The sequence below is a fragment of the Pelagibacterium sp. 26DY04 genome, from assembly GCF_031202305.1.
GTDB lineage: Bacteria > Pseudomonadota > Alphaproteobacteria > Rhizobiales > Devosiaceae > Pelagibacterium.
The window spans coordinates 3,634,013-3,658,158 of the sequence record NZ_CP101731.1; the positions used below are offsets into that span (position 1 = coordinate 3,634,013).

19 protein-coding genes are annotated in these 24,146 nt (G+C 62.8%); 5 read left to right on the plus strand and 14 right to left on the minus strand.

Annotated elements, in window-relative coordinates:
* Nucleotide 1: 1 nt before the first annotated feature.
* From NO932_RS18085 to NO932_RS18105, 5 genes are all read right to left on the minus strand, one after another.
* Nucleotides 2–919 (minus strand): ABC transporter permease subunit, encoded by a 918-nt coding sequence (locus tag NO932_RS18085; protein ID WP_309159722.1) that lies wholly within the window; start codon nucleotides 917–919, stop codon nucleotides 2–4.
* Nucleotides 912–1,919, minus strand: coding sequence for an ABC transporter permease subunit (locus NO932_RS18090; protein WP_309159721.1), 1,008 nt, complete (start codon nucleotides 1,917–1,919; stop codon nucleotides 912–914). The genes NO932_RS18085 and NO932_RS18090 overlap by 8 nt, the downstream gene beginning before the upstream one ends.
* 64 nt (nucleotides 1,920–1,983) lie before the next feature.
* Nucleotides 1,984–2,334 carry a RidA family protein gene (locus NO932_RS18095; RefSeq protein ID WP_309159720.1) on the minus strand — a complete coding sequence of 117 codons (351 nt, stop codon included), beginning with the start codon at nucleotides 2,332–2,334 and terminating at the stop codon, nucleotides 1,984–1,986.
* Between the two features lie 17 nt (nucleotides 2,335–2,351).
* Nucleotides 2,352–3,464: an FAD-dependent oxidoreductase gene (locus NO932_RS18100; RefSeq protein ID WP_309208781.1), complete on the minus strand. Its 1,113-nt coding sequence runs from the start codon at nucleotides 3,462–3,464 to the stop codon at nucleotides 2,352–2,354.
* The gene (locus NO932_RS18105) at nucleotides 3,461–5,065 is read right to left on the minus strand and encodes an ABC transporter substrate-binding protein (RefSeq protein ID WP_309208782.1); all 1,605 of its coding nucleotides are present in this window, start codon (nucleotides 5,063–5,065) and stop codon (nucleotides 3,461–3,463) included. Before NO932_RS18105 ends, NO932_RS18100 begins: the two co-directional genes overlap by 4 nt.
* A 145-nt stretch (nucleotides 5,066–5,210) precedes the next feature.
* Between NO932_RS18105 and NO932_RS18110 the strand changes: the two genes are divergently transcribed.
* Nucleotides 5,211–6,122, plus strand: coding sequence for a LysR substrate-binding domain-containing protein (locus tag NO932_RS18110; RefSeq protein ID WP_309208783.1), 912 nt, complete (start codon nucleotides 5,211–5,213; stop codon nucleotides 6,120–6,122).
* 252 nt (nucleotides 6,123–6,374) lie between these two features.
* Here NO932_RS18110 and NO932_RS18115 read toward each other — a convergent pair whose 3' ends face one another.
* The 5 genes from NO932_RS18115 to NO932_RS18135 all read right to left on the minus strand — a co-directional run bounded on the left by NO932_RS18115 (nucleotide 6,375) and on the right by NO932_RS18135 (nucleotide 13,375).
* Nucleotides 6,375–6,734: a VOC family protein gene (locus NO932_RS18115; protein ID WP_309208784.1), complete on the minus strand. Its 360-nt coding sequence runs from the start codon at nucleotides 6,732–6,734 to the stop codon at nucleotides 6,375–6,377.
* 75 nt (nucleotides 6,735–6,809) lie between these two features.
* Nucleotides 6,810–7,808: an aldose epimerase family protein gene (locus NO932_RS18120; protein ID WP_309208785.1), complete on the minus strand. Its 999-nt coding sequence runs from the start codon at nucleotides 7,806–7,808 to the stop codon at nucleotides 6,810–6,812.
* Between the two features lie 92 nt (nucleotides 7,809–7,900).
* Nucleotides 7,901–11,236: an error-prone DNA polymerase gene (locus NO932_RS18125; RefSeq protein ID WP_309208786.1), complete on the minus strand. Its 3,336-nt coding sequence runs from the start codon at nucleotides 11,234–11,236 to the stop codon at nucleotides 7,901–7,903.
* Nucleotides 11,233–12,789 carry a DNA polymerase Y family protein gene (locus NO932_RS18130; protein ID WP_309208787.1) on the minus strand — a complete coding sequence of 519 codons (1,557 nt, stop codon included), beginning with the start codon at nucleotides 12,787–12,789 and terminating at the stop codon, nucleotides 11,233–11,235. The genes NO932_RS18125 and NO932_RS18130 overlap by 4 nt, the downstream gene beginning before the upstream one ends.
* Nucleotides 12,680–13,375, minus strand: a complete 696-nt coding sequence (locus tag NO932_RS18135) for a DNA repair protein (RefSeq protein WP_309208788.1) — start codon at nucleotides 13,373–13,375, stop codon at nucleotides 12,680–12,682. The genes NO932_RS18130 and NO932_RS18135 overlap by 110 nt, the downstream gene beginning before the upstream one ends.
* Before the next feature lie 193 nt (nucleotides 13,376–13,568).
* On the opposite strand from NO932_RS18135, the gene NO932_RS18140 reads away from it, so the two are divergent.
* Together NO932_RS18140 and NO932_RS18145 are read left to right on the plus strand one after the other, a co-directional pair.
* Nucleotides 13,569–14,573: a ligase-associated DNA damage response exonuclease gene (locus tag NO932_RS18140; RefSeq protein WP_309211080.1), complete on the plus strand. Its 1,005-nt coding sequence runs from the start codon at nucleotides 13,569–13,571 to the stop codon at nucleotides 14,571–14,573.
* Nucleotides 14,570–16,201, plus strand: a complete 1,632-nt coding sequence (locus NO932_RS18145; RefSeq protein WP_309208789.1) for a cisplatin damage response ATP-dependent DNA ligase — start codon at nucleotides 14,570–14,572, stop codon at nucleotides 16,199–16,201. The genes NO932_RS18140 and NO932_RS18145 overlap by 4 nt, the downstream gene beginning before the upstream one ends.
* 46 nt (nucleotides 16,202–16,247) lie before the next feature.
* Here the strand turns inward: NO932_RS18145 and NO932_RS18150 are convergent, their stop codons facing one another.
* Nucleotides 16,248–19,385 (minus strand): efflux RND transporter permease subunit, encoded by a 3,138-nt coding sequence (locus tag NO932_RS18150; protein WP_309208790.1) that lies wholly within the window; start codon nucleotides 19,383–19,385, stop codon nucleotides 16,248–16,250.
* A gap of 3 nt (nucleotides 19,386–19,388) precedes the next feature.
* The gene (locus NO932_RS18155) at nucleotides 19,389–20,573 is read right to left on the minus strand and encodes an efflux RND transporter periplasmic adaptor subunit (protein WP_309208791.1); all 1,185 of its coding nucleotides are present in this window, start codon (nucleotides 20,571–20,573) and stop codon (nucleotides 19,389–19,391) included.
* 125 nt (nucleotides 20,574–20,698) lie between these two features.
* Here NO932_RS18155 and NO932_RS18160 point away from each other — a divergent pair, with 125 nt between their 5' ends.
* Together NO932_RS18160 and NO932_RS18165 are read left to right on the plus strand one after the other, a co-directional pair.
* Nucleotides 20,699–21,367, plus strand: coding sequence for a response regulator transcription factor (locus NO932_RS18160; protein ID WP_309159707.1), 669 nt, complete (start codon nucleotides 20,699–20,701; stop codon nucleotides 21,365–21,367).
* Nucleotides 21,364–22,716 (plus strand): HAMP domain-containing sensor histidine kinase, encoded by a 1,353-nt coding sequence (locus tag NO932_RS18165; RefSeq protein WP_309208792.1) that lies wholly within the window; start codon nucleotides 21,364–21,366, stop codon nucleotides 22,714–22,716. The genes NO932_RS18160 and NO932_RS18165 overlap by 4 nt, the downstream gene beginning before the upstream one ends.
* A 90-nt stretch (nucleotides 22,717–22,806) precedes the next feature.
* On the opposite strand, the gene NO932_RS18170 is transcribed toward NO932_RS18165, so the two are convergent.
* Nucleotides 22,807–23,061: a hypothetical protein gene (locus tag NO932_RS18170; RefSeq protein WP_309159705.1), complete on the minus strand. Its 255-nt coding sequence runs from the start codon at nucleotides 23,059–23,061 to the stop codon at nucleotides 22,807–22,809.
* 125 nt (nucleotides 23,062–23,186) lie between these two features.
* Entirely contained in the window at nucleotides 23,187–24,131 is a 945-nt protein-coding gene (locus tag NO932_RS18175; protein WP_309208793.1) for a kelch repeat-containing protein, read from the minus strand.
* Nucleotides 24,132–24,146: the final 15 nt, after the last annotated feature.

The following is a 24,146-nucleotide window of genomic DNA, read 5'->3' on the forward strand; positions in this document are numbered from 1 at the left end:
CTCAACTCCTCTTCAGCCGCGGATCGAGAGCGTCGCGCAGCCCGTCGCCGCAAAGATTGATGGCCAACACGGTGACGAGGATGGCAAGGCCGGGGAATGTCACGACCCACCATGCGCGCAGGATGAATTCGCGCGCCTCAGCCAGCATGGTTCCCCATTCCGGCGTGGGCGGTTGCGCCCCCAGCCCGAGAAAGCCCAGCGCCGCCGCATCGAGAATTGCCGTCGAGAACGAGAGCGTCGCCTGCACGGTGAGCGGGGCAAGGCAATTGGGCAGGATGGTGCGGAACATCAGCCGCAGCGCCGAAGCCCCGCCCACCCGGGCCGCCGTCACGTATTCCCGGCCCTTCTCGGCCATCACGCTGGCCCGCGCCAGCCGCGCGAAATGGGGCTGGAGCACCAGCGCGATGGCGATCATCGCATTGGTCAGCCCCGGCCCCAGGATCGCGACGAGCACAAGAGCGAGAAGCAGCGAGGGAAAGGCGAGGATGACGTCCATCACCCGCATGACCACCGTATCGATCCAGCCGCCGAAATAGCCTGAAACCAGCCCCAGCACCGTACCCACCACGACGGCGATGGTGACGACCACCAGGCCGATGGTGAGCGAATACTGCGATCCCATGATGAGACGCGAGAGGATGTCGCGGCCCACCGCGTCGGTTCCGAGCGGAAACTGCGCCATCCCGCCTTCGAGCCACATGGGCGGCACCAGGATCGCGTCGCGATACTGCCATGTCGGATCGTGCGGCACGATGAACGGAGCAAACAGAGCAACCATCGCCAGAACGATCAATATGCACAGCCCCGCGATCGCCCCGCGGTTGCGGCTGAAATCGCGCCAGAAATCGGCAAGCGAGCCGCGGAACGTGCCGGCGCGGGCATCGAGCTCTGGCGCAGTGGGGGAAACCGGGTCAGCCATGGCGTATCCGTGGGTTGATGACGGCATAGAGCACGTCGACGACAAGATTCACGACCATAACCACCACCGCGATGATCAGCAGGCCCCCCTGCACCACCGGGTAGTCGCGCCGCGAAATGGAATCGACGATCCATTTGCCGATCCCCGGCCAGGAAAAGATCGTCTCGGTCAAAATGGCGCCGGCAAACAGCGCCCCCACCTGCAGCCCGATGACGGTGACCACCGGGATCAGCGCATTGCGCAGCGCATGCCGGCCGATCACCAGATTGGGCCCCAGGCCCTTGGCCCGCGCTGTGCGGACATAGTCCTCGCCCAGCACTTCGAGCATGGCCGAGCGTGCCTGACGGGCGATCACGGCCATGGGAATGGTGGCCAGAACGATTGAGGGGAGGATCAGGTGCTGGACCGCCGACTGGAAAGCCCCCTCCTGCCCCGACAAGAGGCTGTCGATCAGCATGAACCCGGTCGGTGCCGGGAAATAGTACATGAGCGAAATCCGCCCTGAAACCGGCGTCCAGCCCAGCATCCCCGAAAAGAGGATGATCATCAGAAGGCCCCACCAGAAGATCGGCATGGAATAGCCCACAAGGGCGGCGGACATGGAGATCTGGTCGAACCAGCTCCCGCGCTTGACGGCGGCCAGCACCCCGAGCGGCAGCCCGATCAGGCAGGCCAGCAGCATGGCGCAAAGACCCAGCTCAACCGTCGCGGGGAAAAAGGTAGCAAAATCTGCAAGCACCGGCCGGCGCGTCACCAGCGAGGTGCCGAAATCCCCCTGTAGCAGACCGCCGAGATAGGAAAGATACTGCTCCCAGAGCGGCCGGTCGAACCCGTATTGAGCCATCAGTTCGGCATAGCGCTCGGGCGTCAGCCCCCGCTCGCCGGCCATCAGCAGCAGCGGGTCACCGGGCAGAAGCCGCACGAAGCCGAAGGCCACGATGGTGATCCCGACAAAGGTCGGGATGAGAACCGCAAGCTTTCCCAGTATATAGCGGATCACGTAAGGGAACTCCCTGATGGGCGGCTGGCCGCCACGCTCGCGGCGGCCAACCGTTCAAAATGGCTTAGTCGATGGCGGCGGTGATAACCACCTCGATCAGCCGGCGCGGATCGCCAAGGTCGGCGCCCCCGATCGTGGCGCGCGAAGGCAGATGGTCTTCGCCAATCCAGTCGACCCACACCCCGTTCATGGCTTCCTTGCCCGACATGTCGGACAGGTAGATGCGCGCATGCAGAATCTTGGTCTTGTCCGTGCCGCACTCGGCCAAGAGCCCGTCGAGCTTTTCGCACACCTGCCGGGTCTGCCCGGCCATGTCGAGGTCGAGATCGGTTGCCGCATGGCCGCCGGCGTAAAGCACGCCATTGTGCTCGACCGCACCGTGCATGATGCGGTGTTTCCTGTGTCGTTTGATCATCCTGTTCCTTTATATCGTCAGGTTGGGTTTTGGGATGGATGGTAGGGCGCAAGGGAGATTTCCGGCTCGTCCCCCACCGCCAGGCGTGCGAGCTGCCGGCCCGCGAACGGTCCGATGGTCAACCCCGCGGCGCCAAGCCCATTGCCCACGATCAGCCCTTCGATCCCGGGCATGCGCCCCAGGATCGGGGTGATGGTGGATGCCGCCGGCCGGAAGCCGATACGGGTTTCGATCAGCGTCGCATCGGCAAGCCCGGGCGCGAAATGCAGGCCCGCTCCAAGCACCTCGTGCTGGCCCGCCGCCGTCACCCGATAATCGAACCCACTCCCGTCCTCGCGCGTCGCCCCGATCACAACGCGGCTGTCGTCGAAGGCGAGCAAATAGTGGCTTGCCATAGGCAACAGCACCGGCCAGCGCGAAGTGTCGGTCCCCGGCAGGCCCAGATGGATGATCTGGCCCTTTTGCGGCACGACGGGATGGTTCAGCCCGAGGGGAGCGAGAATGCGCGATGCCCAGGCGCCGGCGGTAACGATCACCTCGTCGGCCCCGATCACGCTGCCCTGCCCGTCGCGAACCACGGGTCGGCCGCCTTGGAGCTCGAGCGTTGCAAGATCGCTCAAAAGCGTCGCCCCGCTCACGACAGCCGCCCGTACCATGGCGGCGGCCAGGAGCCGCGCATCGACGCGCGCCCCGCCGGGCACGTACAGCGCCTTCAAATCATCGCGCAGCGGCGGGAACAGCGCCCGCGCCTGCTCTGGCGTCAATTCCTCGAACCCGCCGGATTCCGGCGCCTCGGCCGTCCGCTGGGCGAGCCGCTCGGCCGCCGCCGCGTATTCGGCCTCGTCATCGGCAACCACCAGGGCGCCGACCTTGCGATAGCCCACCTGGTCCTCGCCGCGTGTCGCAAGCCCCTCGACCAGTTCGGCATAATACCGGGCACCGGCCGCATACATGGCGTACCAGTCGCCATCGGCGGCCTTGGTCGCCCAGGGGCAGACGATCCCGGCTCCCGCCAGCGTCGCCTTGCCCTCATGGGTCTGGTCGATAATGGTGACCTCATGCCCGGAAAGGGCAAGATGATAGGCAGTACTGGCGCCGAGAATCCCGGCGCCAATGATTACGATCTTCATTCTACAGTCACACCCGAAAGCCGCGAGGTGCCGAAGATGGCCGGCACATAACCCTTGACCGAGGTGTTGACGGCGGTGATCTGGTCGGCGCCGCCGAGCACCACGACCGGCACCTGGTCATGAACGATCTGCTGGGCCTCGAGATAAAGCCCGGTCCGCTCGTCCTGATCGGTGATCGATCCCGCCTCGGTCATGACGGTGTTGAAATCGTCATCGCACCAGCGTCCGATATTGGAGGGCGCGGGCACGCCTTCTTCGTCGCAGCTCAGATAGTTGTTCGGGATCTGGCTCGGATCGGGGAAGTCGTAGATGCCCCCGAACATGCCCACTTCCGCTTCGCCATTGCGGGCGCGCTCGATATATTCGGCCCATTCATAGGTGACGATCTCGGCCTGGACCCCGATTTCCGCCCAGTCGGCCTGGATGATTTCCGCGGCGCGGCGGCCATTGGGCATATAGGGACGGGCGACCGGAACGGCCCAGAGCTGGGTGGTAAAGCCATCGGCAAATCCGGCTTCTTCGAGCAGGGCCCGCGCCGCCTCGGGATCGTAGTCCCAGGGGGCGATATCTTCCGCATGGCCCCAAAGCGCCGGGGGCACAACGGCACCGGTCACATGGCCCATGCCGCTATAGACAACCTCGACAAGATTCTCCATGTCGATGGCCTGCGCCAGGGCCTGCCGGACGCGCTGATCCTGGAATTTTTCGTCCTCGAAATTGAAGTGCAGCATGCCGGTCGAAGCGACGGGCGTGCGCACCGCCTCGAGATTGCCCGACTGCTCGATCGTTTCGCGATCGGCGAGATTGGGATAGAGCCCGATCAGGCATTCTCCGGCCAGGGCGCGTTGCAGGCGAACCGTGGCATCGCTCGAAATCGCCATCACCACCGCGTCCACCATGGGCGTGCGGTTGTCGTCACCGATCTGGGCACCCCAGGTCTCGGCGAACGGCAACAGCCGGACGATGGCATCGGCCTGATAGGCCTGGAGCTGGAAAGGTCCGGTGCCGATGGGCTGGAGATCGAGCTGCTCGGGCGTTCCCGCCGCCATCATCGCATCGGCATATTCGGCCGAGGTGATGGCCAGCGAACCGTGCGCCATGGTGCCGATGAAGGCCGCCAGCGGCTCTTTGAGCGTGAAGGAAACCGTATAGTCGTCGACCTTTTCGACGCTCTCGAGAATATCGGCCAGCTTGGCATTGAAAGTGACATAATTGCCCCCGCTCACCTCGTAATAGGGGTGCTCGGGGTTCATCATGCGCTCGAATGTGAAGATCACGTCGTCGGCGTTCATCGGCCGGGTGGGCGTGAACAGCGCATTGGACTGCCAGGCGACATCCTGGCGCAGGGTGAAGGTATAGGTCAGCCCGTCCTCGGACACTTCCCAGCTTTCGGCAAGGGCCGGTTCGATGTTGGAGCCGCCGCGCTCGACCGAGACGAGACCGTCATAGATCTGGCCAAGCGCATAGATGGTCGTGCCGTTGCTCGAGAGCTCGGGGTTGAAGATTTCGGGTGAGCCTTCGAGGCAGACGGTGAGTACCTGGGCTTGCGCGGGCAGAGCCGCAAATGCTGCCAGTGCTCCCAAAAGCAGAGCCTTGTTCATGATGATCCCTCCAGATCAGAAATTTCGTCACTCAGGCATGTGCGACCCGGCCATTGCAAAGGCTCCATGACATGATTGTCAAATTGCTTTTTCTCCCCTCATTATTCCATATAGGCATAATGGACATGCAAAGAGGGCCCTCTCGGTGAACATTCGTCAGCTCGAAGCCTTTCATGTCGTTATGGAAACCGGCTCGGTGACCCTTGCCGGGGAGAAGTTGGGCATTTCACAATCAGCGGTCAGCAAGCTGCTCAAATCTTTTGCTGAAAGCTGCGGCTTCAAGCTGTTTACGCGCAGCGGCGGACGCATGTTGCCCACCCCCGACGCCAAGCTTCTGGCCAATGAGGTCGAGCGGCTGTTTACCGGCACCGACCGCATCCGGCGCCTGGCCCAGGCGGTCAAGGATCGCGAGTGGGGCCAGGTCACCGTCGCGGCCCCGGCGGCGCTTTCGGCCCGTTTCCTGGCTCGTATCCTGGGGCCGATGATGGGCCGGCAGAGCGACATACACGTCAAGCTCATCAACCAGCCGAGCCCGCGCATCGCCGAACTGGTTACCACCCAGCAGATCGATATCGGGCTCAGCGTCCAGCCTTTCGATCACCCGCACGTCACCTCGCAATCGATCCTGCGCTTTGCCATGAATTGCGCGCTGCCCGCAGGTCACCGCCTGGCGCGCAACAATGTCGTCAGCGTCGAGGACCTGCGCCATGAACGCTTCATCGGGCTGGCGCGTGACGATTGTTCCATCATGACCATCGACCGCGCCTTTCAGCTTCAGGGCGTCCAGAAGAACAGCCATGTGGAAGTTCCGATGTCGGAAACCGCCTGCGACTTCGTCGCGGCCGGGGCGGGCGTTTCCATCGTGCCGCCATTCGTGGGCCTGGGTTACGGTCCCGACCAGATCGTCCGCCGCCCGCTTCTTCCCGTCACCGCCATGGATGTCTGGCTGTTGATGCCCGCCACGCGGCCGCCCTCGCTTGCCGCGCAAAAGATCGTCGAGGTGATCCGCGACGCCATGCACCCCTACCACCTGCGCTCCGACCACGCCTGGACATGACCGCCGCCGATCCGCTGTGAGGGGGCGAAAGCACTTTTGCCGTTCGGAAGCCCGGCGAACGCGGGTAGGACGTTGGGCGCCTTGCCGCCCATCGGGAAACCAGCCCCCCAAGGTCTGCCGGGGCTGTGGGGCTGACCAATCCGCCCCTTCTGCCATCGACCGCCATACATGCTTGACTGCTGATGCTGGCCACCCTCACCCGCCGCTCCTGCAGGCCGCGCGCCCCAGACCACCCCCACCCGGTCGGTGCTGCTAGGAAGGCGAATGCGTGAGGATATTGACCAACCGTCCGAAGGGATCGCGGACATAGAAGCGCCTGACGCCCCAAGGCTCCTGCTGCGGGCCATATTCGATGGTCAGCCCTGCCGCCTCGACCCGCTCCAGCACCGAGTCGAAATCATCGACTTCGATGGAAAGATCGGGGACCGCGGTGCCCGACCCGCCCTGGCTGGCGATGCTGATCTGTGGCCGCGCCTGAACCTCCGGCGCCGCGAAGGTGAGGATCCATCCCTGATCCATCGCCACCGCGAGCCCCAGTATGTCGGCATAAAACAGCCGAGCCGCTTGCGGCTGCGGGGCGGCGATGTTGGCGACGATGCGTTTGACGGCCATGGGCACTCTCCGCTGGCGCTTTCGACTATGCGATTGGCGGCCCCTCAGACCATTGCGAAACCCGCCGGCCCATCCTCACCCGATCTCGATGGCGCACCAATGCCGGTAAGGCTTTTCCGGCGTTGCGACCGGCGAGGGGAAATGGGGGTGGTTGATCGCATCGGGAAAATTCTGGTCTTCGAGACAAAGCCCGGCAAACGGGGGGTATGAGGCTCCGTCGAGACCCGGCACCGTCACATCGAGCTTCCATCCATTGTAGATTTGCAGCCCCGGCTGGTCGGTGAAGAGCTTGAGCGTAAGCGAACCGTCCGGCGCCTCCACTGTTGCCACCGGCTTGTCGATATTCCGGCGGGTATCGAGGACGAAGTTGAAATCGATCTTCTGTCCTTCGCCCCCGGCACTGCGCAACGTGCGCGGCACGCGGAAATCGAGATCGGTATCATGGACCGGAAGGATCGTCCCGGTCGGGATCTGCCCGTCCCCCAATTGGGTATAGGCACCCGCCGAAACAGCCAGCCGGTGGTCGAGCACCTCGCCTTTGCCCAGGAGGTTGAAATAATTGTGCTGGACGATATTGACCGGAGTGGGCCTGTCGGTGTCGGCGGCAAAATCGATCTCCAGCCGGTTCCCCGACAGCCGGTAGGTCACTGACATCTCCAGCGTGCCGGGATAGCCCATATCCCCGTCCGGGCTGGTGAGCGTGAGCTTGACCCTGTCGCCGGTCTCTTCAGCGATGCGCCAGACTTTTTTGGCGATCCCGCCCGGTCCGCCATGGAGATGGTTGGCACCCTCATTGGCGGGCAGGCTGTAGGTCTTGCCATCGAGATTGAACTTCGCGCCCCCGATGCGGTTGGCAACCCGCCCGGCAATGGCACCGAAATAGGGGCTGTGGTCGGAATAAAGTGAAAAATCGTCGAACCCGAGCACCACGGGCCGCAGCGTTTCGCCCACCGGCACCCGCCAGTCGCGGATCAGCGCGCCATAGGTGAGGATCGAAACCGAAACCCCGCTCGCGGAGGTGAGCACCACCTCATGAACGTCTTCCCCCGCGATCGATCCCACGATTCGTGCCATTGCCACTCTCCCCTGCTGGCATGCATTCTCTTAGCCCGACGGGGACAAGTTTTCCATACGCCGCACGACCCTGCGTGCCTATGTCGGCCCGCTCAGTGGAAATCGCGCGATTTGGGCACCATCCGCGCATTGCGCGGATGACCATGCAGTCTTTGCGGCACACCTCCCTCGCCCCCCTGGGACATGGCCAGCCCATCGAGCAGATCCGAGCGATCATAAATTGCGCTGGCCATAACATGGATCACCCCCTCCTTGCTCTTTTGCACCTCCCCCTCGATCACGGCCAGGCGAGAAGCCATGATTTCCCGGCGATACTTCTCGAACCGGCTCGCCCACATCAGCCCGTTGGCAATGCCGGTTTCGTCCTCGATCGTCAGGAAAATGGCATTGCCCTTGCCGGGCCGCTGGCGGATCAGAACGACCCCGGCCACCAGCACCTTTCGCCCGTCCGGCACGTCCTCGAGCCCCTTGCAGGTGACCACGCCATCGGCGGAAAATTTCTCCCGCAGGAAGCTCATGGGATGGGCTTTGAGCGAGAGCCTTATTGTCTGATAGTCGGCGATCACCTGCTCGGAAAGCGGCATGGCCGGCAGACCCATTTCGGGCTCATCCCCCAGTTCGCGCCCTTCGGCCGCTGCGAACAGCGGTAGAGGATCATCCTGGGGTAAACGCCTGACATTCCAAGCCGATTCGCGCCGGTCGAGCCCCATCGATCCCATGGCGTCCGCATCGGCTAAAAGCGTCAGCGCCCGGTTGGGCAGACCGGAGCGCTGCCAGAGATCATCGACCGATTCGTACCCCCCTTTCCGCCGTTCGATGAGCTTTGCGCTCCACTCCTTTTTGAACCCGTCCATCTGCCTAAAACCGATCCTGAGCGCCCACTTATCCCCACTTCCTTTTTCCAGTGTATTGTCATGGAAGCTGAAATTGACGTCGACCGGCAGCACCTCGACCCCATGCTCACGCGCATCGCGCACGATCTGGGCCGGTGCATAAAAGCCCATCGGCTGGGAGTTCAAAAGCGCGCAGGCAAAAACGTCGGGGTAGTATTTCTTGATCCAGGCCGAAACATAGACCAGCTTGGCAAAGCTCGCCGCATGGCTTTCGGGAAAGCCGTAATCGCCGAACCCCTTGATCTGGTTGAAACAGCGCTGGGCGAATTCGGGCTTGTAGCCGCGCGCGATCATGCGGGTGACCATCATCTTTTCGAATTGGCCTATGGTGCCGTTATGGCGGAAGGTGGCCATGGCCTTGCGCAAGCCGTTGGCCTCGTCCTCGGTAAATTCCGCCGCCACCATCGCCAGTTGCATGGCCTGTTCCTGAAACAGCGGCACGCCCTTGGTCCGTTCCAGAACATTGCGCAATTCGTCTTTGTCGTGGGGCGGACCGGGTTCGGGATACTCGATATCTTCCTCCCCGCTCCGCCGCCGAAGATAGGGATGGACCATGTCGCCCTGGATCGGTCCGGGCCTGACGATCGCGACCTGGATTACGAGGTCATAGAACTTTCGCGGTTTGAGCCTTGGCAGCATGTTGATCTGCGCCCGGCTCTCCACTTGGAAGACCCCGATGGAATCGCCCTCACACAGCATGTCGAAAACCCCGGCCACTTCCGGATCGTCTGGATTGTCCGATTTGATATCGGCCAGCTCCAGTTTTCGCTTGTAATGGGTTTCGATCAGATCGAATGCCTTGCGAATGCAGGTCAGCATGCCCAGCCCGAGCACGTCGACCTTGAGCATCCCCACTCTGTCGATATCGTCCTTGTCCCATTCGATGAATGTACGGTCATCCATGGCCGCATTGGCGACGGGAACATATTCATCGAGCCGGTTCTGAGTGAGGACAAATCCACCGACGTGCTGGGAGAGACGACGCGGAAAACCCAGGAGCCGCGTGGCGAGTTTCACCGCCCGCAGGATGTTGGGATTGGATGGGTCGAGCCCGGCTTGAGCGATATGCTTATCGGGCAGTTTCTCGTCGCTCCAGCTTCCCCAGACGGTCGAGGCGATGCGGGAGGTGATGTCCTCGGTCAGTCCAAGCGCCTTGCCCACCTCGCGAATGGCCGAACGCGGACGGTAGCTGATCACCGTCGCGGCGATTCCAGCCCGGTGCCGGCCATAGGTCTCGTAGATGTGCTGGATGATCTCCTCGCGCCTCTCATGCTCGAAATCGACGTCGATATCGGGCGGCTCGCCACGGTTTTTCGACAGGAACCGGGCGAACAGCAATTGATGCTCGGCCGGGTCCACCGCCGTGATGCCCAAGGCATAGCACACCGCCGAATTGGCCGCCGATCCGCGCCCCTGACAGAGGATTTTCTTGTCCTGCGCCACCCGCACGATGTCGTATATAGTCAGGAAATAGGTCGCGTAATTGAGTTCCCCGATCAGCGCGAGTTCGCTTTGGATCTGGGCTCTCACCTTTTGGGGAATGCCTTCGGGATAGCGCCACTCCGCCCGACTCCATGTCAGGTTTTCCAGATGCTCTTGCGCCGTTTTGTCAGGCGGCACCGGCTCCTGGGGGTATTCATATTTCAGTTGATCGAGGGAAAAATCGATCATCTGGAGGAACCGTTCGGTCTCGGCGACAGCATTGGGAAAAGCGGCAAAGAGGCGTTGCATCTCTTCCGGCAGCTTGAGATGCCGCTCGGCATTGGCTTGCAGCACCGTGCCGGCTTTGTCGATCGTCACCTTCTCGCGGATACAGGTGAGAATATCCTGCACATCCCGTTGACCGGCCACATGGTAGAGCACGTCATTGGTGGCAAGAAGCGGCACCCGATGTGCAGATGCAATAGCGCTTAGACGGGCCAGGCGACGCGCGTCATGGGTTTTGTATCCACATGCCGCTCCCAGCCACACATCGCACGCCGCCCTCCCAAGACGCTCGAGAACCCCACGCACGTCATCAGGATTTTCAGGCGGCAGCACGATAAGACTGAGCCCGGCGCACCAGTGCAAAAGATCCTCGAGCCTTAAGATGCAATCGCCCTTTTCGGCCTTGCGATTTCCGAGCGTCAGAAGGCGGCACAGCCGCCCCCAAGCCTCCCGGTCCTGAGGATAGGCGACGATATCGGGCGTCCCGTCGACAAAAACCAGCCGCGCTCCGACCGCGAGCTTAAAGCGCTTTGCCCGCTCCTGCAGCTCGGCAAGGGTGAACGGAAAATCGATATCGGGATGGCGTTCCACAAGCACATATTCTCCCGGTCCCGAGCCTTCACGCATCTTGTCGACAAGCCGGATGCCCTTGCGCAAATCCGCAAGCGCCGCATAGGCGCGCACCACCCCCGCCACCGAGTTGCGGTCGGCAATACCCATGCCGCCATGGCCCAGCAGGAGGGCTGTGAGCACGAGATCCTGCGGATGGGAGGCGCCGCGCAGAAAGGAGAAATTGCTGGCGGTCACCAGTTCAGCATAAAAGCTCATGGAAATATCCCGTGCAGGTACCAGCGCACCGGATCGGACCCGGCTCCATAAAACCCATGACGGTACACCCAGAAACGGCGTCCCTTTGCGTCCTCGATGCGGAAATAATCGCGATCTCGTTCATCGGCATCGTGCCACCATTCAGGCGATATGCGCTCCGGGCCTTCCGCCCTAAGGATGTCGAACCAGGCTTTCCGCCACCGGAACCTGCGGGGCGGGCCATGGGGAACCTCGGCGATAACCTCGATATTGGGCGGGAGATGGAACAGAAACAGCGGACGAGAAGGCATCCCGAACGACTGCCCGGGACGCCAAACGCCGGCAGGTCTTTCATCAGAAATGGCCGCAACTTCACACACTGCCTGTTCAGGCAAGTGGCTGTTGCGGGGAACGAAACGGGTCACCGATCCCGCTCCGAATCTTGCGCTGAGCCTATCGGTCAAATCCCTCACTTCGACCTCGGCCATTGCCCTGCCATCCAGCCCGCTCTGGGCTGCCGGCATGTCATCACCCGCAAGAGCGGCAAGTCTGATCAGGTCGAAACCAAACCCCGGGTCGAGAGGATCCGTCAGGGCTTCGAGACGCATATCAAAAAGCCGCCTGAGCGATTTGGCATCCTTAAGGGGCTGGCCCGATAGCAATTCGATACGCGTGACCTTGCCGTCGGCCCGAAAGAACGCAGCTTCGAAACACCTGCCGCCTTGCCCATGGCGGTGAAGTTGTGCGCACAGACGCTCGGAAAGCGTTTCGAGGACCAGGGAAATGTCGTCCCTCAATCCGATTGGGTCGGCAAAGCGTTGTTCCGCCACGAAATCAGGCAAGGGCCGGCGCGGCGTAATCGGCAGATCAACTTCACCCAGGATTTGGGCAAGAGCCGTCGTCATTGCCTCACCGAACCGCGCCGCCAGCGGCTGTCTTGGCCGGGCCGCAAGATCGGCAATCCTTTTGAGGCCGGCACGATGCAAGGCAAGAGAAATCTTGCTCTCACATTCAAGCGCTTCGATCCGCAGGGTCGCAGTCCATTGTGCCTCTGCGTCGGGCGGGGCGATGCCACCTCCACCAAAGCGTGCCAGGGCCCGAGCGGCCCGAGATGTGCCGGCTATAGCGATGCGGGCGGAAAAGCCCTGCATGCGCAAACGCCCCTCCATGTCGGCGATAAGGCCTGGCTCCCCGCCGAACAAATGCGCCACTCCGGTAATATCGCAGACAATTCCATCGGGCGGCTCGATGGCGACAAAGGGGCTGTAGCGGTCACACCAGTCGGCGATTGCCTCAACGAGCTTGGCATCGGCCTCCTCATCATGCTCGACGACGTCGACGCGCGCCACCCTTGCCCGGGCATCCGCGAGCTTAAGACCAGGAACCAAGCCCTTGGCGCGGGCCGGAGCATCAGCGCCCACCAGGGTGGAAACATTTCCCTTTCGTGCGACCACCACCAGCGGATCAGCCGGCTTTTGCCCATTGGCTCGGAACTGACGGTGCAACCGGTCGGTCGAAATGAGGGGCAGCCACAGGGCGAGATAGCGCTTTTTGCGTAAACCGATGCTCTTCATTGCTCCATTCCAAAGTCCACTGCCCACCTGCCAGACCTTTTCGCTGTCGCAACAGATGAGCCGAAAATGTCGTTCGACCCGGCAGGCCTAAAGGATCGGAGGATAGCGCGGCCTCTACCTGCCAACGCGTTGCCGCAGCGCTTGGCTCAGCTTCGGCCAGGGCCCGGAGGAGGATCCCCGTGACACCGCTCTCTTGGGCAGCAAGCGCAAGTTTACGGCTTGCAGTGAGGTTAAAATGCTTCGATTCCCCCCAGGCTTCGATGATTACCGCTCCAAGTCCGGTGCAGCGCATTCCTTCGAGCCCCGCGCGCAAACCGTCGGCGATGGCACTTACATGGACGACGATCATCTGGTTTGCGTTCAGTCCCATCTCTGCAAGGCCCGGCGCATAAAGCGCTCCGGTTTCGATCTCGCTGCGCTTGTGGCGGATCCAAAGCAGCGGGGCTTGCGGGGAGGCGCGCAGGGTAAGCCCTGCGGCAAACCCGGCCGCCGCGGCGATGTCGGCGGCATGGGTGGGAAAGATCTCGTGCACCGCGCCTCGCGCCAGACCGCCCCCCAAGGCGGCATCGACCGGGCCGGCGTCCAAGGTGAAGACGCCGTGCCGCCCGGTCTCGCTAGAGGGATCGAGCCTCACGAGAGCCTGCCGCAGCGCACCCAGTTGACGTGCTCTGTCCATGGCTCATATGTTCCTATTTTGTTCTATTTGGACTCAGATCGAGCCAAGAGTCAATCGGACTCGTGGCGCTGAACCGAAGATGAGAGCACAGCGTTTAAAGCCCATGCCTCCAGCCAGCCAGATCCTCGACCGCAATCTTCATATCCGGCGCATCGACACCTATGTCGATCCGGTCGCGCCGCGCGAACGCGCCATCATCACCCATGGCCATGCCGATCACGCAAGGCCGGGACACGGCAAGGTGCTGGCCACCGCCGACACCATCGCCATCATGCAGGCACGGTACGGGGACGATTGCGCCGGCGCGTTCCAGGCCGTCGACTATGGCGAGCCGATACGAATCGAGGACGTAACGGTCACGCTCTATCCGGCCGGCCACATCCTGGGCTCTGCCCAGCTGCTGATCGAAATCGGCGGGCAGCGCGTGGTGGTGACCGGAGACTACAAACGCCTGCCCGACAAGACGGCGCAGGCGTTCGAGCTTGTCCCCTGCGATCTCTTGGTGACCGAAGCAACCTTCGCCCTGCCGGTGTTCCAGCACCCCCATCCCGCTGACGAGATCACCCGGCTATTGGCCTCCATGCGCGACCATCCCGAGCGGGCGCATCTGATCGGGGCCTACGCGCTGGGTAAGGCCCAGCGGGTGATTTCGCTGCTGCGTGAAGCCGGGTATGACAGGCCGATCTATCTGCACGGGGCCATGCTGCGGCTTTGCGCGCTCTACCAGGAACGCGGAATCGCGCTGGGGGATTTGCGGCACGCGACCGAAGCGAGCAAGGCTGACCTCGCCGGCGCCGTGGTGATCGCCCCGCCCTCGGCACTCAAGGACCGCTGGAGCCGGCGGCTGCCCGATCCGGTCCTCGCCATGGCTTCGGGCTGGATGAGCGTGAAACAACGGGCCCGCCAGCGCGGGGTGGAGCTGCCGCTGGTGATTTCCGACCATGTCGATTGGCCCGAACTGCTTGAAACCATCGCCGATACCGGGGCGCAGACGGTGTGGGTGACTCATGGACGCGAGGACGCGCTGGTCTACCAATGCCGCAAGAATGGTCTGGTTGCCGAGCCACTCAACATCCAGGGCTATGAGGATGAGGGGGAGGAGGAATGAAGGCGTTCGCCAAGCTCCTCGAAACGCTTGCCCTCACCCCCTCGCGCAATCGCAAGATCGCAGCGCTGACCGAGTATTTCGCCGCAACCCCCGATCCCGATCGCGGCTATGCGCTGGCGGTTCTGACCGGAGCGCTGAGCTTCGATGCGGTGAAGGCGGGGCGATTGAAAGAGGTGGTGCTGGCCGAGGTCGATCCGCATCTGTTCGCGCTGTCCTATGATTATGTGGGGGATCTGGGGGAGACGATCGCGCTGATCTGGCCGCATAAAGCAAGTCCAGGAAAAGTGGATACCGGTTTTTCGTCCGGACTTGCGCCGGAAAAAGGGAGCACGCGCCCGCTGCCACGGTTGTCCGAGTTAGTGGAAATTCTCAACACCACGGCGAAGTCCGAACTGCCCGGCCTGATCGCCGAGCTTTTGACCAATGCCGAGATCAACGAGCGCTGGGCACTGGTGAAGCTCACCACCGGGGCCCTGCGCATCGGCATTTCGGCGCGGCTGGCCAAGACCGCGCTGGCCCAGATGAGCGGGACCGAATTGAAGGACATCGAGGAGGTCTGGCACGGACTCAAAATGCCCTATGAGGATTTGTTCGCCTGGCTCGAGGGGCGTGGGGACAAACCCGCCGTCGATCATGCGACGCGCTTTCATCCGCTGATGCTGTCCAACCCCATCGATGAAGACAAGGATTTTGCCGCACTCGACCCGAAAGATTTCGCGGCCGAGTGGAAGTGGGATGGGATCAGGGTGCAACTGATCCTTGGGGAAGGAACCGCATCGCTGTTTTCCCGTACCGGCGACGACATCGCGGCGGCGTTTCCCGACCTGATCGACAATGCCTTCGGGCATGGAGTGCTCGATGGAGAGTTGCTGGTCGGGCACGAGCTCGAACCCGCGCCTTTCAATGCGCTCCAGCAGCGGCTCAACCGCAAGACGGCGAGCGAGAAGCTGATGGCCGATTATCCGGCCTTCATGCGGGTCTATGACATGCTGTTCGATGGTAACCGGGATATCCGCGCCCTGTCCTGGACCGAGCGACGGGAGCGGCTGGAAAAGTTCTTTGCCAGGACGCCGCAGACCCGGCTCGATCTTTCGCCCACCCTCGAATTTTCCGATTGGCAGGATTTAGGAGCGACCCGGCGTAAGGGTGCCGATGAGAGCGGGCATGAAGGGGTAATGATCAAGCGCCGCGATGCTCCTTACGTGCCCGGACGTCCGCTGGGCATCTGGTACAAATGGAAGCGCGATCCTAATTTGGTCGACGCGGTGCTGATGTATGCCCAGCGCGGGCATGGCAAGCGCTCGTCCTTTTATTCCGATTTCACCTTCGGCGCCTGGCGCGGCAACGAATTGGTGCCGATCGGCAAGGCCTATTTCGGTTTCACCGATGCTGAATTGAAGGAGCTCGACAAATGGGTGCGCTCGCATACGACGGCAAGCTTCGGGCCGGTCCGCGAGGTGGAGAAATCGCTGGTGTTCGAAGTGGCTTTCGACAGCGCCCAGGCCTCCACCCGGCACAAATTGGGAGTGGCTTTGCGCTTTCCGCGCATCAACCGCATCCGCTGGGACAAGCCCGCCGCCGAGGCGGCGCGCCTGTCGGAGGTAGAAGCCCTGATCCCGGCGACTTAGGGCCTTTCCCGCAAAAGTGGCCACCACTTTTGCGGGAAAGACGGTGTCAAGCCGAGTGCTGCGGCGCCTCGTGCTCCTCATGTCCGTGGACATCGTCGGGCGCCTTGGGCAGGAAGCGGCGTACGAAGCGTCCGAACGAGTCCACATAGGTGAGCATCACCGGCACGACGAGCAGGGTGAGAAGCGTCGAGCTGATCAGCCCGCCGATCACCGCGTGCGCCATGGGAGCGTTCTGCTCGCTGCCCGGATGCAGCGCCAGGGCGAGCGGCAACATGCCGAAGATCATGGCCAGAGTGGTCATGATGATCGGCCGGAACCGCGTGCCACCGGCAACGATCAACGCCTCCCTGATGGGCAGCCCCTCGCGCATGCGCTGGTTGGCGTTATCCACCAGAAGGATGGCGTTCTTGACAACCAGGCCCATGAGCATGATGAAGCCGATCATCGAGTACATGTTGAGCGTCGATCCGCCCACCATCAGGCCAAGCAGAACGCCGATCAGCGACAGGGGCAGGGCCATCATGATGGCGACCGGCTGCAGGAAGCTGCCGAACTGGCTGGCCAGCACCAGATAGATGAAGACGATGGCCATGATCAGCGCCGAAGCCATGCTCGAGGTGGTATCGGCCAGCATTTCGGCATCGCCGCCCTGATTGATGACCACGCCCGCCGGCAGGTCGAGTTCGGCGATGGCCGCATCCACATCGGCGATCACCTCGCCAAGAATGCGATCCGACACATTGGCCGAAACCGTCACCTGACGCTGCTGGGCCTCGCGCTCGATCTCGTTGGGACCGAACGTCTCGTCGATATCGGCGACTTGGCCGAGCGCGACCGAGACCGGCACCGAACCGGTGGATTGCTGGGCGACCGGCAGGTCGAGCAGCCGGCTGGTGTCCGAACGCTCTTCCTCGGGAAGCCGCACGATGACATCGATGCGATCACCGGCCGGATTGGTCCATTCGCTCGCCGTCTGACCGGCGATCATCACGTTCATGGCGGTGCCGACCTGCTGGGCGGTGATGCCCAGATCGCTCGCCGCCTGACGGTTCATGATGATGTCGAGCATGGGCTGGGCCTGCTGCACCGAGAGCCCCACATCGATGGTGCCGGGCACCGCCTCGATGGCCTCGGCCACCATTTCGGCCGCCTGGTTGAGCGTATCGACCGAGCCGCCGCGCAGATTGATGGCGATGGGGCTGCCGCCCATACCCAGACCGCCGCCGGTGGCAAGGGTGATATCGGCTCCCGGAATGACGGCCACGGCCTCGCGGATCACCTCCAGGGTTTCGCTGTCACTCAGCACGCGCTCGGCCGGCTCGACCAGATTGATCGCGATGGTCGCCTGGTTTTCGCCCGAGGCCTGACCGGAATTGACATTGGTATAAGTGCTCTCCACCCCCTCGATACCGCGGGCGATGGTTTCAACCTGCCGCGCCTTGAGCGCCGTATAATCCTGGGACGAACCGACAGGGGTTTCCACAGTGACGTTGACGAGGCTCGCGTCATTGGAGGGAATGAATTCGAAACCAACCATGGGCACGAGGAAAAAGCTCGAGACAAAAATCCCGGCCGCCGCCAGCATGGTGAGGATCCGGTGGCGCAAGCTCCAGCCCAGAACTCCCTTGTAGCGTTCGCCGACCCATTCGAAGCCTTCTTCGAACTTTCCGATCAACCGGCTGAACCAGCCGCGTTTGACGTTGGGATCGGTGGCCGGATCGTACCAGACGCTCGACATCATCGGGTCGAGGGTGAAGGCAACGAACAGCGAGATCAGCACCGCCACCGAAACGGTAACGCCGAACTGGAGGAAGAACTGCCCCACAATGCCTTCCATGAAGGCGAGCGGCAGGAACACCGCACAGATCGAGAGCGTGGTGGCCAGAACGGCCAGCCCGATCTCGTTGGTGCCGTCGAGCGCGGCACGCAGGTGTCCCTTGCCCATTTGCAGGTGGCGCGTGATGTTCTCGCGCACGACGATCGCGTCATCGATCAGGATACCGATCGAGAGCGTGAGCGCCAGCATGGTCATCACGTTGAGCGTAAAGCCCAGCACGGAAATCACCGCGAGCGTTCCCAGGATGGCGATAGGCAGGGTCAGTGCTGTAATGACGGTGGATCGCCACGAATTAAGGAACAGGAACACGATCACCACGGCAAGCAGCGCACCTTCCATGAGCGTTGCTTCAAGCGTGTGGTAGTCCGATTCGATCTGCTCGGCGGTATCTTGCAAAATATCGACACTGGCCCCCTGCAGCGAGGGATCGGCGTTGAGGTCGGCGACGATGGCGCGGATCTGCCCGGCGATTTCGACGGTGTTGCCGCCATCGACCTTCGAGACGTTGATCGCCAGCGCCGGCTCGCCATTGCGCAGAGCGATGCCGCTCGCTTCGGACTGGCCGGGCACGATGGTGGCCACGTCCCCCAGCGTTACCGTTTCCGCACCCTGGGAAGAGACGACGACGCCCAGGAAATCATCGAAGCTTTCCAGTTCGGTATTGAGCTGAATGGTCTGGACCAACGCGCCATCCACCACCGAACCGGCCGGCATGGTCATGTTGTCGCTCTGGAAGGCGGCAACGACCTCGGAGACCCCGATATTGTAGGCATTGAGCCGATCGAGATCGATCAGCACGTCGACCTGCTCGTCGGTGGAGCCGACCACCGTGGCGCTGCCCACGCCGTCGATATTGGTGAGCGCGGGCGAAACCACGTCTTCGGCCAGACGGGTGAGGTCGGTCATGGCCAGCCCCGCCCCGCTGAGCGCCAGTGAGATGATGGGCTGGGCATTGGGGTCGAACCGCAGCACCTGCGGGGTATCGGCCCCATCGGGCAGCGAGACCGCCGCGATACGGTCGCGCACTTCCTGAGCGGCCTGGATGCTCTGGGTCTCGAGCGTGAACTGGATGATGACCGTCGAATGGCCGGAGGTCGAGGTCGACGAGATCGTCTCGATACCGGCAAGGGTCGCCACGGCATCTTCGATCGGCTCGGTGATCTCGGTCTCCACCGCCTCGGGCGCCGCCCCGGTATAGGGGGTGAGCACGGCGACGACCGGGAAGTTCACTTCCGGGGTCGATTCAATGGGAAGATTGCTGAAGGCATTGAGGCCGAACACCATGATGGCGACCATGATCATGGTCGCGAAAACCGGATGGCCTACGCTGATCCGCGTCAAAAACATGGCTTAGCCCTCGATCGCTACCGGCTGGCCGGCTTCCAGTCCGCTGAGCGGCATGGCAACCACGGTGTCGCCATCCTCGATGCCGCTGGCGATCTCGACGCGGTCGAGACGGCTCCAGACCTGGGTAACCTCCACATCCTTGCGCACCAGCTCGCCCTCTTCGACAGCAAGGACGTAGCGGGCGTCTTCTTCGCCCAGCAGCGCCCGCTGGGGCACCGACAGCGCATCGGGAGACGAGGCGGTGACGATCTGGCCGGTCACGAACATTCCGCCGCGCAGGCTGGCTTCGGGATTTTCAAGCGTGAGATAGACGGTGATCGAGCGCGTGCCTTCGACCGCGACCGGGCTGATGCGATCGACCCTGGCCTGAAACTCCATATTGCTCAGCCCTTGGACCGAAAGCGTCGCCGTCTGGCCGATGCCCACCTGGGCGGCGCCCGACAGCGGCACCAGCGCATCGACGGTGATGCGGCTCAGATCGACGATCGAAAACAGCACCGAGCCGCTCGAAACGACCTGGCCGGGCTCCACCATGCGCGCCGACACGGTTCCCGAGAAGGGCGCGCGAATGGTCGCCCGTTCGATATTGGTCTGCACCTGCTCGACCTGGGACTGGAGCGAACCCAGCGTTGCCCGCAACTGATCGACCTCGGCGATCGCCGCATCCAGGGTGCTTTGCGGCGTGATGCCGCGCTCGGCGCTCGAACGCGTGCGCTCGAGCGTCTGCTCGGCCGCCTCGAGCTGAACTTCCGTCGAATCGCGTGTGGCCTGCTGCTGGCGCAACTGCAGTTCCAGATCGCGGATGTCGATCTGGGCCAGGATCTGCCCGGCCTGCACCGATTGCCCGGCCTGCACGTTGACCGCCGTCGCGATGCCCGAAACCTGCGCTGAAATGTCTGCCGATTGCGCCGGCTGGATGGTGCCGGTGAAATTGAGAGACGCGGTGAGGTCGCTGCGCTCGACGGTATAAACTTCGCTGGGATGGAGCTGCATCGTGCGCGGCTCGGAAGCGACCGGTTCGGCTTCCGCCGCGGCCTCTTCGGGCACGGCCGCAGGCGAAAGATCCCATGCTCCCGTGAACACGGCGCCAGCGCCGACGGCAGCCACAGCCAAAAGCGCCAGGATGATCCAGCGCCACCGACCTTTTTTCGATCGTTCGTGATTATTGTTTTCTATCTGGTCGGTCATTGTCGATCTTTATCGGGATAATCGGTAAGGGCGCCTGTTTGGTGGTATTGGATTGCAGCAACATTGCGATGACGCGCAATGTTGGCGCAACCTGTCGGGCTTTATTGACAGGCAAGGAATGAACAATGCGTATTTTGCTGGTTGAAGACGAAGATGCAATGGCTGCGCTGCTCAATGCGGCGCTGGCAAAGCATCATATCGTTGTCGATCACGCCGGCAGTCTTGCCATTGCCGAGGAAGCGAGCCTTGCCAATGTCCACGACGCCGTGCTGCTCGATCGTAAACTGCCCGATGGCGATGGATTGTCGCTGATCCCCCGGCTGCGCCGGATCAACCCTTCCATCCCCATCATCGTCCTCTCCGCCCTGGGTTCGCTCGACAATCGGGTCACCGGCCTCGACAACGGCGCCGACGACTACCTTGCCAAACCTTTTTCCGTGGACGAGTTGCTGGCCAGATTGCGCGCCGTTCTGCGCCGGCCTGCCCAGGTCAAGCACGAGGCGCTGACGATCGGCGGCGTCGAGTTCGAATCCGAACACCGGCAGGTCAAGATCAACGGCAAGCCGGTCGAGCTGCCGCGGCGGGAGCTCCTGGCCCTTGAGGCCCTGATAAATCGCGCCGGGCGAACCGTCTCGCGCGATGCGCTCGAACAGGCCGTCTATGGATTCGACGACGACATCGCTTCCAATGCGCTCGATGCCCACATCTCCCGCCTGCGGCGCAAGCTCGCTCCGGCCGGGGTGCAGATCCACGGCATACGCGGCATTGGCTATCTGCTAAGAGTGGCGCAATGACCCGCCGGCGCTGGAATTCGCTCACGGTTCGGCTAACGCGCAAACTCGTGCTCTGGCAGGTCGTAACGCTTGTCATCTTCGCATTGATCGCTTCGATTCCCGCTTCCCGTTTCGAGTTCGGTGTCGGGCTCGATGACCGGGTCGTCAAGGTCATCGCCGATGCGGTTCGGCTGGAAGACGGCAGCCTCGCGATGGCATCCACCAAGGACCTCGAGGCGGTCCGCCGCACGCATCCCGATTTCTGGTTCCATGTGGCAAGCAACACCTATGCAGGCATAAGCGGGGGCCCCATCCCGCCCGATTTCGCGCCGGCCATCGATAACGTCATCTACGTTTCCTATGCAGATTTCGGCAGCTACGATCAGCCAAACATCAACCCCGCGATCATCCGGCAGGCCAATACCGAGGCCGGCCCCGTTCATATCGCCACGGGCGGGGGACCGCGCTTTGAGGGCGTATCGCTCGGGCTGCTCCTGGCAAACCGCTATTTCGTCGGCTTTTCGGCTGCCCTGAGCCTTATGTTGATGATCGCGATTCCCATAACGCTGCAGCGCGAATTGCGGGGGCTCAGCCGCGCCGCCGACGAAGCGGGGAGGATCGACGTGGACCAGCGCGGCGTCCGGCTTTCCCAGCGGGAAATCCCTGAGGAAATGCTGCCGCTGGTACGCGCGATCAACGCCGCCCTGGCACGCCTCGACGAGGGGATCGAGCGGCGCCAGCGCTTCATGGCCGACGCGGCCCACGAGTTGCGCACGCCCATCGCCATCCTGCAGATGCGGATCGACCTGTTGCCGCGGGGCGCAGAGCGCGAGCAATTGCTCCTCGACGTGGCACGGCTCTCCAATCTCGCCGATCAATTGCTCGATCTCCAGCGTATCGATATGGGGCAATCCAATTTCGACACCTTCGATCTCGTCAAACTTGCCGAAAGCGCCACCGCAGATATGGCTCCGCTGGTTATCGCCGCCGATGACGAGATCTCGTTCGAGAGCGATGCGGAACACGTTCTTGTGCGCGGTGACCGGGTAGCGCTCAGCCGGGCGGTCACCAATCTCATCCAGAACGCGATAACCCATGCCGGCGCCGCCGCCCGAATCATTGTCAGTGTCGGCCCCTCGGGCACCGTGACGGTCAGTGACAACGGGCCTGGCATTTCCCCCGAGCAGCGCACCCGGATCTTCGACCCGTTCTATCGCGTCAAGCCCAGCACCAGGGGGGCCGGCCTTGGCCTCAACCTTGTCCAGGAGATCGTTCTGCGCCATCGCGGCACGATCAAGGCGACCGATTCCAAATTGGGCGGTGCCGCCTTTACCATCGCCCTCCCGCTTGACGAGCCAACCGAAACCTGACCGAAGCCAGGGGCAAAGGAAAAGGCCAGGTCCTGGGACCTGGCCTTTCTCGATGCTTGGATTGAGGCCTATATCGATTCGGCCCGGAGATCAGACGAGACCTGCGCGCTGGCAATCGCTGAGCTGGAGCGAATTGAGATCGATGCCCGAAGCGGCGGCCTGTGCACGGCTCGGCCTGTGCTCATAGGCATCCATCGGGCTCTTTGACGCAAGTTCTTCACAATAGTCTGCCACATAGGGCAAACCAGCTTCGGTCACATGAACGCCACCGACGGTCGTCTGGGCGAAGGCGGCGGCGGGAAATGCACCGAGGGCGAGGGCAATAGCAAGAATTGTCTTTTGCATTATGGTCTCCATAGTTTCGTGCCGCTTCGTTTTCGACGCGGCTCGCTGATCCTATGGAGGCTGGATTGCCCCAACATTGCGCGCTTCGGCGATCGCCTTCCAACCAGCCGGCGCCCTGCTAAATTCTAGATATCGGGAGCGGAAGCCTCGAAGGTTTCCACGACGACCGAACGATCTCCGCCGGCGGTTGGAGCCCCCATCAGCGTAACGACAGCACCATCATGAACGACGGCGCCGAAACCATGGCGGGCCGTGGGAAGCGGCGGCAAGACTTGCCAGCTATCGGCGGCGGGATCATACGCCTCGGCGGCATCGAAGGTGATTTCCCGCGTTTCGCCGCCAAAGACATAAACCCGGCCATCAAGAACCGTGGCGGCGACACCGCTGCGCGCCGTGGGCATCGGCGCTCCGTCCCGCCAACGATCGGTCGCCGGATCGTAGATCTCCACCGTGTCGAGATTGAATGCGGGATCGCCATCGACCCGGCCGCCGATCGTCACCAACTGACCGTCCACCGCGACAACCCCCAGATGATCGCGCGGCGTGGGTATGGGGGCGGCCTGTTCCCAGCTATCGGAGGCCGGATTGTAGATTTCATGCGCATCGACATTGGCCGCGCCCGATACCGAGCCGGCGACCACATGGATACGGCCGTCGATGACGGCAGCCCCACCCGCGGCGCGCGGCGCGGGCATGGGTTCGGCTTCGCTCCATTGCAGCGTTTGCGTATCGAGCACCCACACCGCGTCGCTGGCCTGCCACCCATCCACATAGCCCCCGAACACATAGACACGCCCGTCGAGCGCGGCGGCCATGGGATGGTGAACCGGATAGGGAAATTGCGGCCCCACCGTCCAGCCCTGAGCCTCAAGGTCGTAGATGAGCACTTCGCGTGCGCCGTTATAATCGCCGATGAGGTAGGCGGTTTCGCCATCCTGCACCACCGCCATCTCCGAGCGGGGTTGAGGCCCGTCCGGCCCTGTCGCCCATTGTCCAGTGATCTCATGGGCAACCGCTCCGGTGGCAAGCAGCGCCGCCGCCACGATCCGCATCAGGCCCAATCTGACCATTTCCTCCTCCGATCG

Bases quoted from the DNA above. Each gene is read 5' to 3' on its own strand.
- NO932_RS18095 (WP_309159720.1), bottom strand. From the start codon at position 2,334: ATGATCAAACGACACAGGAAACACCGCATCATGCACGGTGCGGTCGAG.
- NO932_RS18120 (WP_309208785.1), bottom strand. From the start codon at position 7,808: ATGGCACGAATCGTGGGATCGATCGCGGGGGAAGACGTTCATGAGGTG.
- NO932_RS18165 (WP_309208792.1), top strand. From the start codon at position 21,364: ATGACCCGCCGGCGCTGGAATTCGCTCACGGTTCGGCTAACGCGCAAA.
- NO932_RS18100 (WP_309208781.1), bottom strand. From the start codon at position 3,464: ATGAAGATCGTAATCATTGGCGCCGGGATTCTCGGCGCCAGTACTGCC.
- NO932_RS18175 (WP_309208793.1), bottom strand. From the start codon at position 24,131: ATGGTCAGATTGGGCCTGATGCGGATCGTGGCGGCGGCGCTGCTTGCC.
- NO932_RS18160 (WP_309159707.1), top strand. From the start codon at position 20,699: ATGCGTATTTTGCTGGTTGAAGACGAAGATGCAATGGCTGCGCTGCTC.
- NO932_RS18140 (WP_309211080.1), top strand. From the start codon at position 13,569: ATGCCTCCAGCCAGCCAGATCCTCGACCGCAATCTTCATATCCGGCGC.
- NO932_RS18170 (WP_309159705.1), bottom strand. From the start codon at position 23,061: ATGCAAAAGACAATTCTTGCTATTGCCCTCGCCCTCGGTGCATTTCCC.
- NO932_RS18130 (WP_309208787.1), bottom strand. From the start codon at position 12,789: ATGAAGAGCATCGGTTTACGCAAAAAGCGCTATCTCGCCCTGTGGCTG.
- NO932_RS18155 (WP_309208791.1), bottom strand. From the start codon at position 20,573: ATGACCGACCAGATAGAAAACAATAATCACGAACGATCGAAAAAAGGT.
- NO932_RS18085 (WP_309159722.1), bottom strand. From the start codon at position 919: ATGGCTGACCCGGTTTCCCCCACTGCGCCAGAGCTCGATGCCCGCGCC.
- NO932_RS18105 (WP_309208782.1), bottom strand. From the start codon at position 5,065: ATGAACAAGGCTCTGCTTTTGGGAGCACTGGCAGCATTTGCGGCTCTG.
- NO932_RS18115 (WP_309208784.1), bottom strand. From the start codon at position 6,734: ATGGCCGTCAAACGCATCGTCGCCAACATCGCCGCCCCGCAGCCGCAA.
- NO932_RS18125 (WP_309208786.1), bottom strand. From the start codon at position 11,236: ATGAGCTTTTATGCTGAACTGGTGACCGCCAGCAATTTCTCCTTTCTG.
- NO932_RS18145 (WP_309208789.1), top strand. From the start codon at position 14,570: ATGAAGGCGTTCGCCAAGCTCCTCGAAACGCTTGCCCTCACCCCCTCG.
- NO932_RS18150 (WP_309208790.1), bottom strand. From the start codon at position 19,385: ATGTTTTTGACGCGGATCAGCGTAGGCCATCCGGTTTTCGCGACCATG.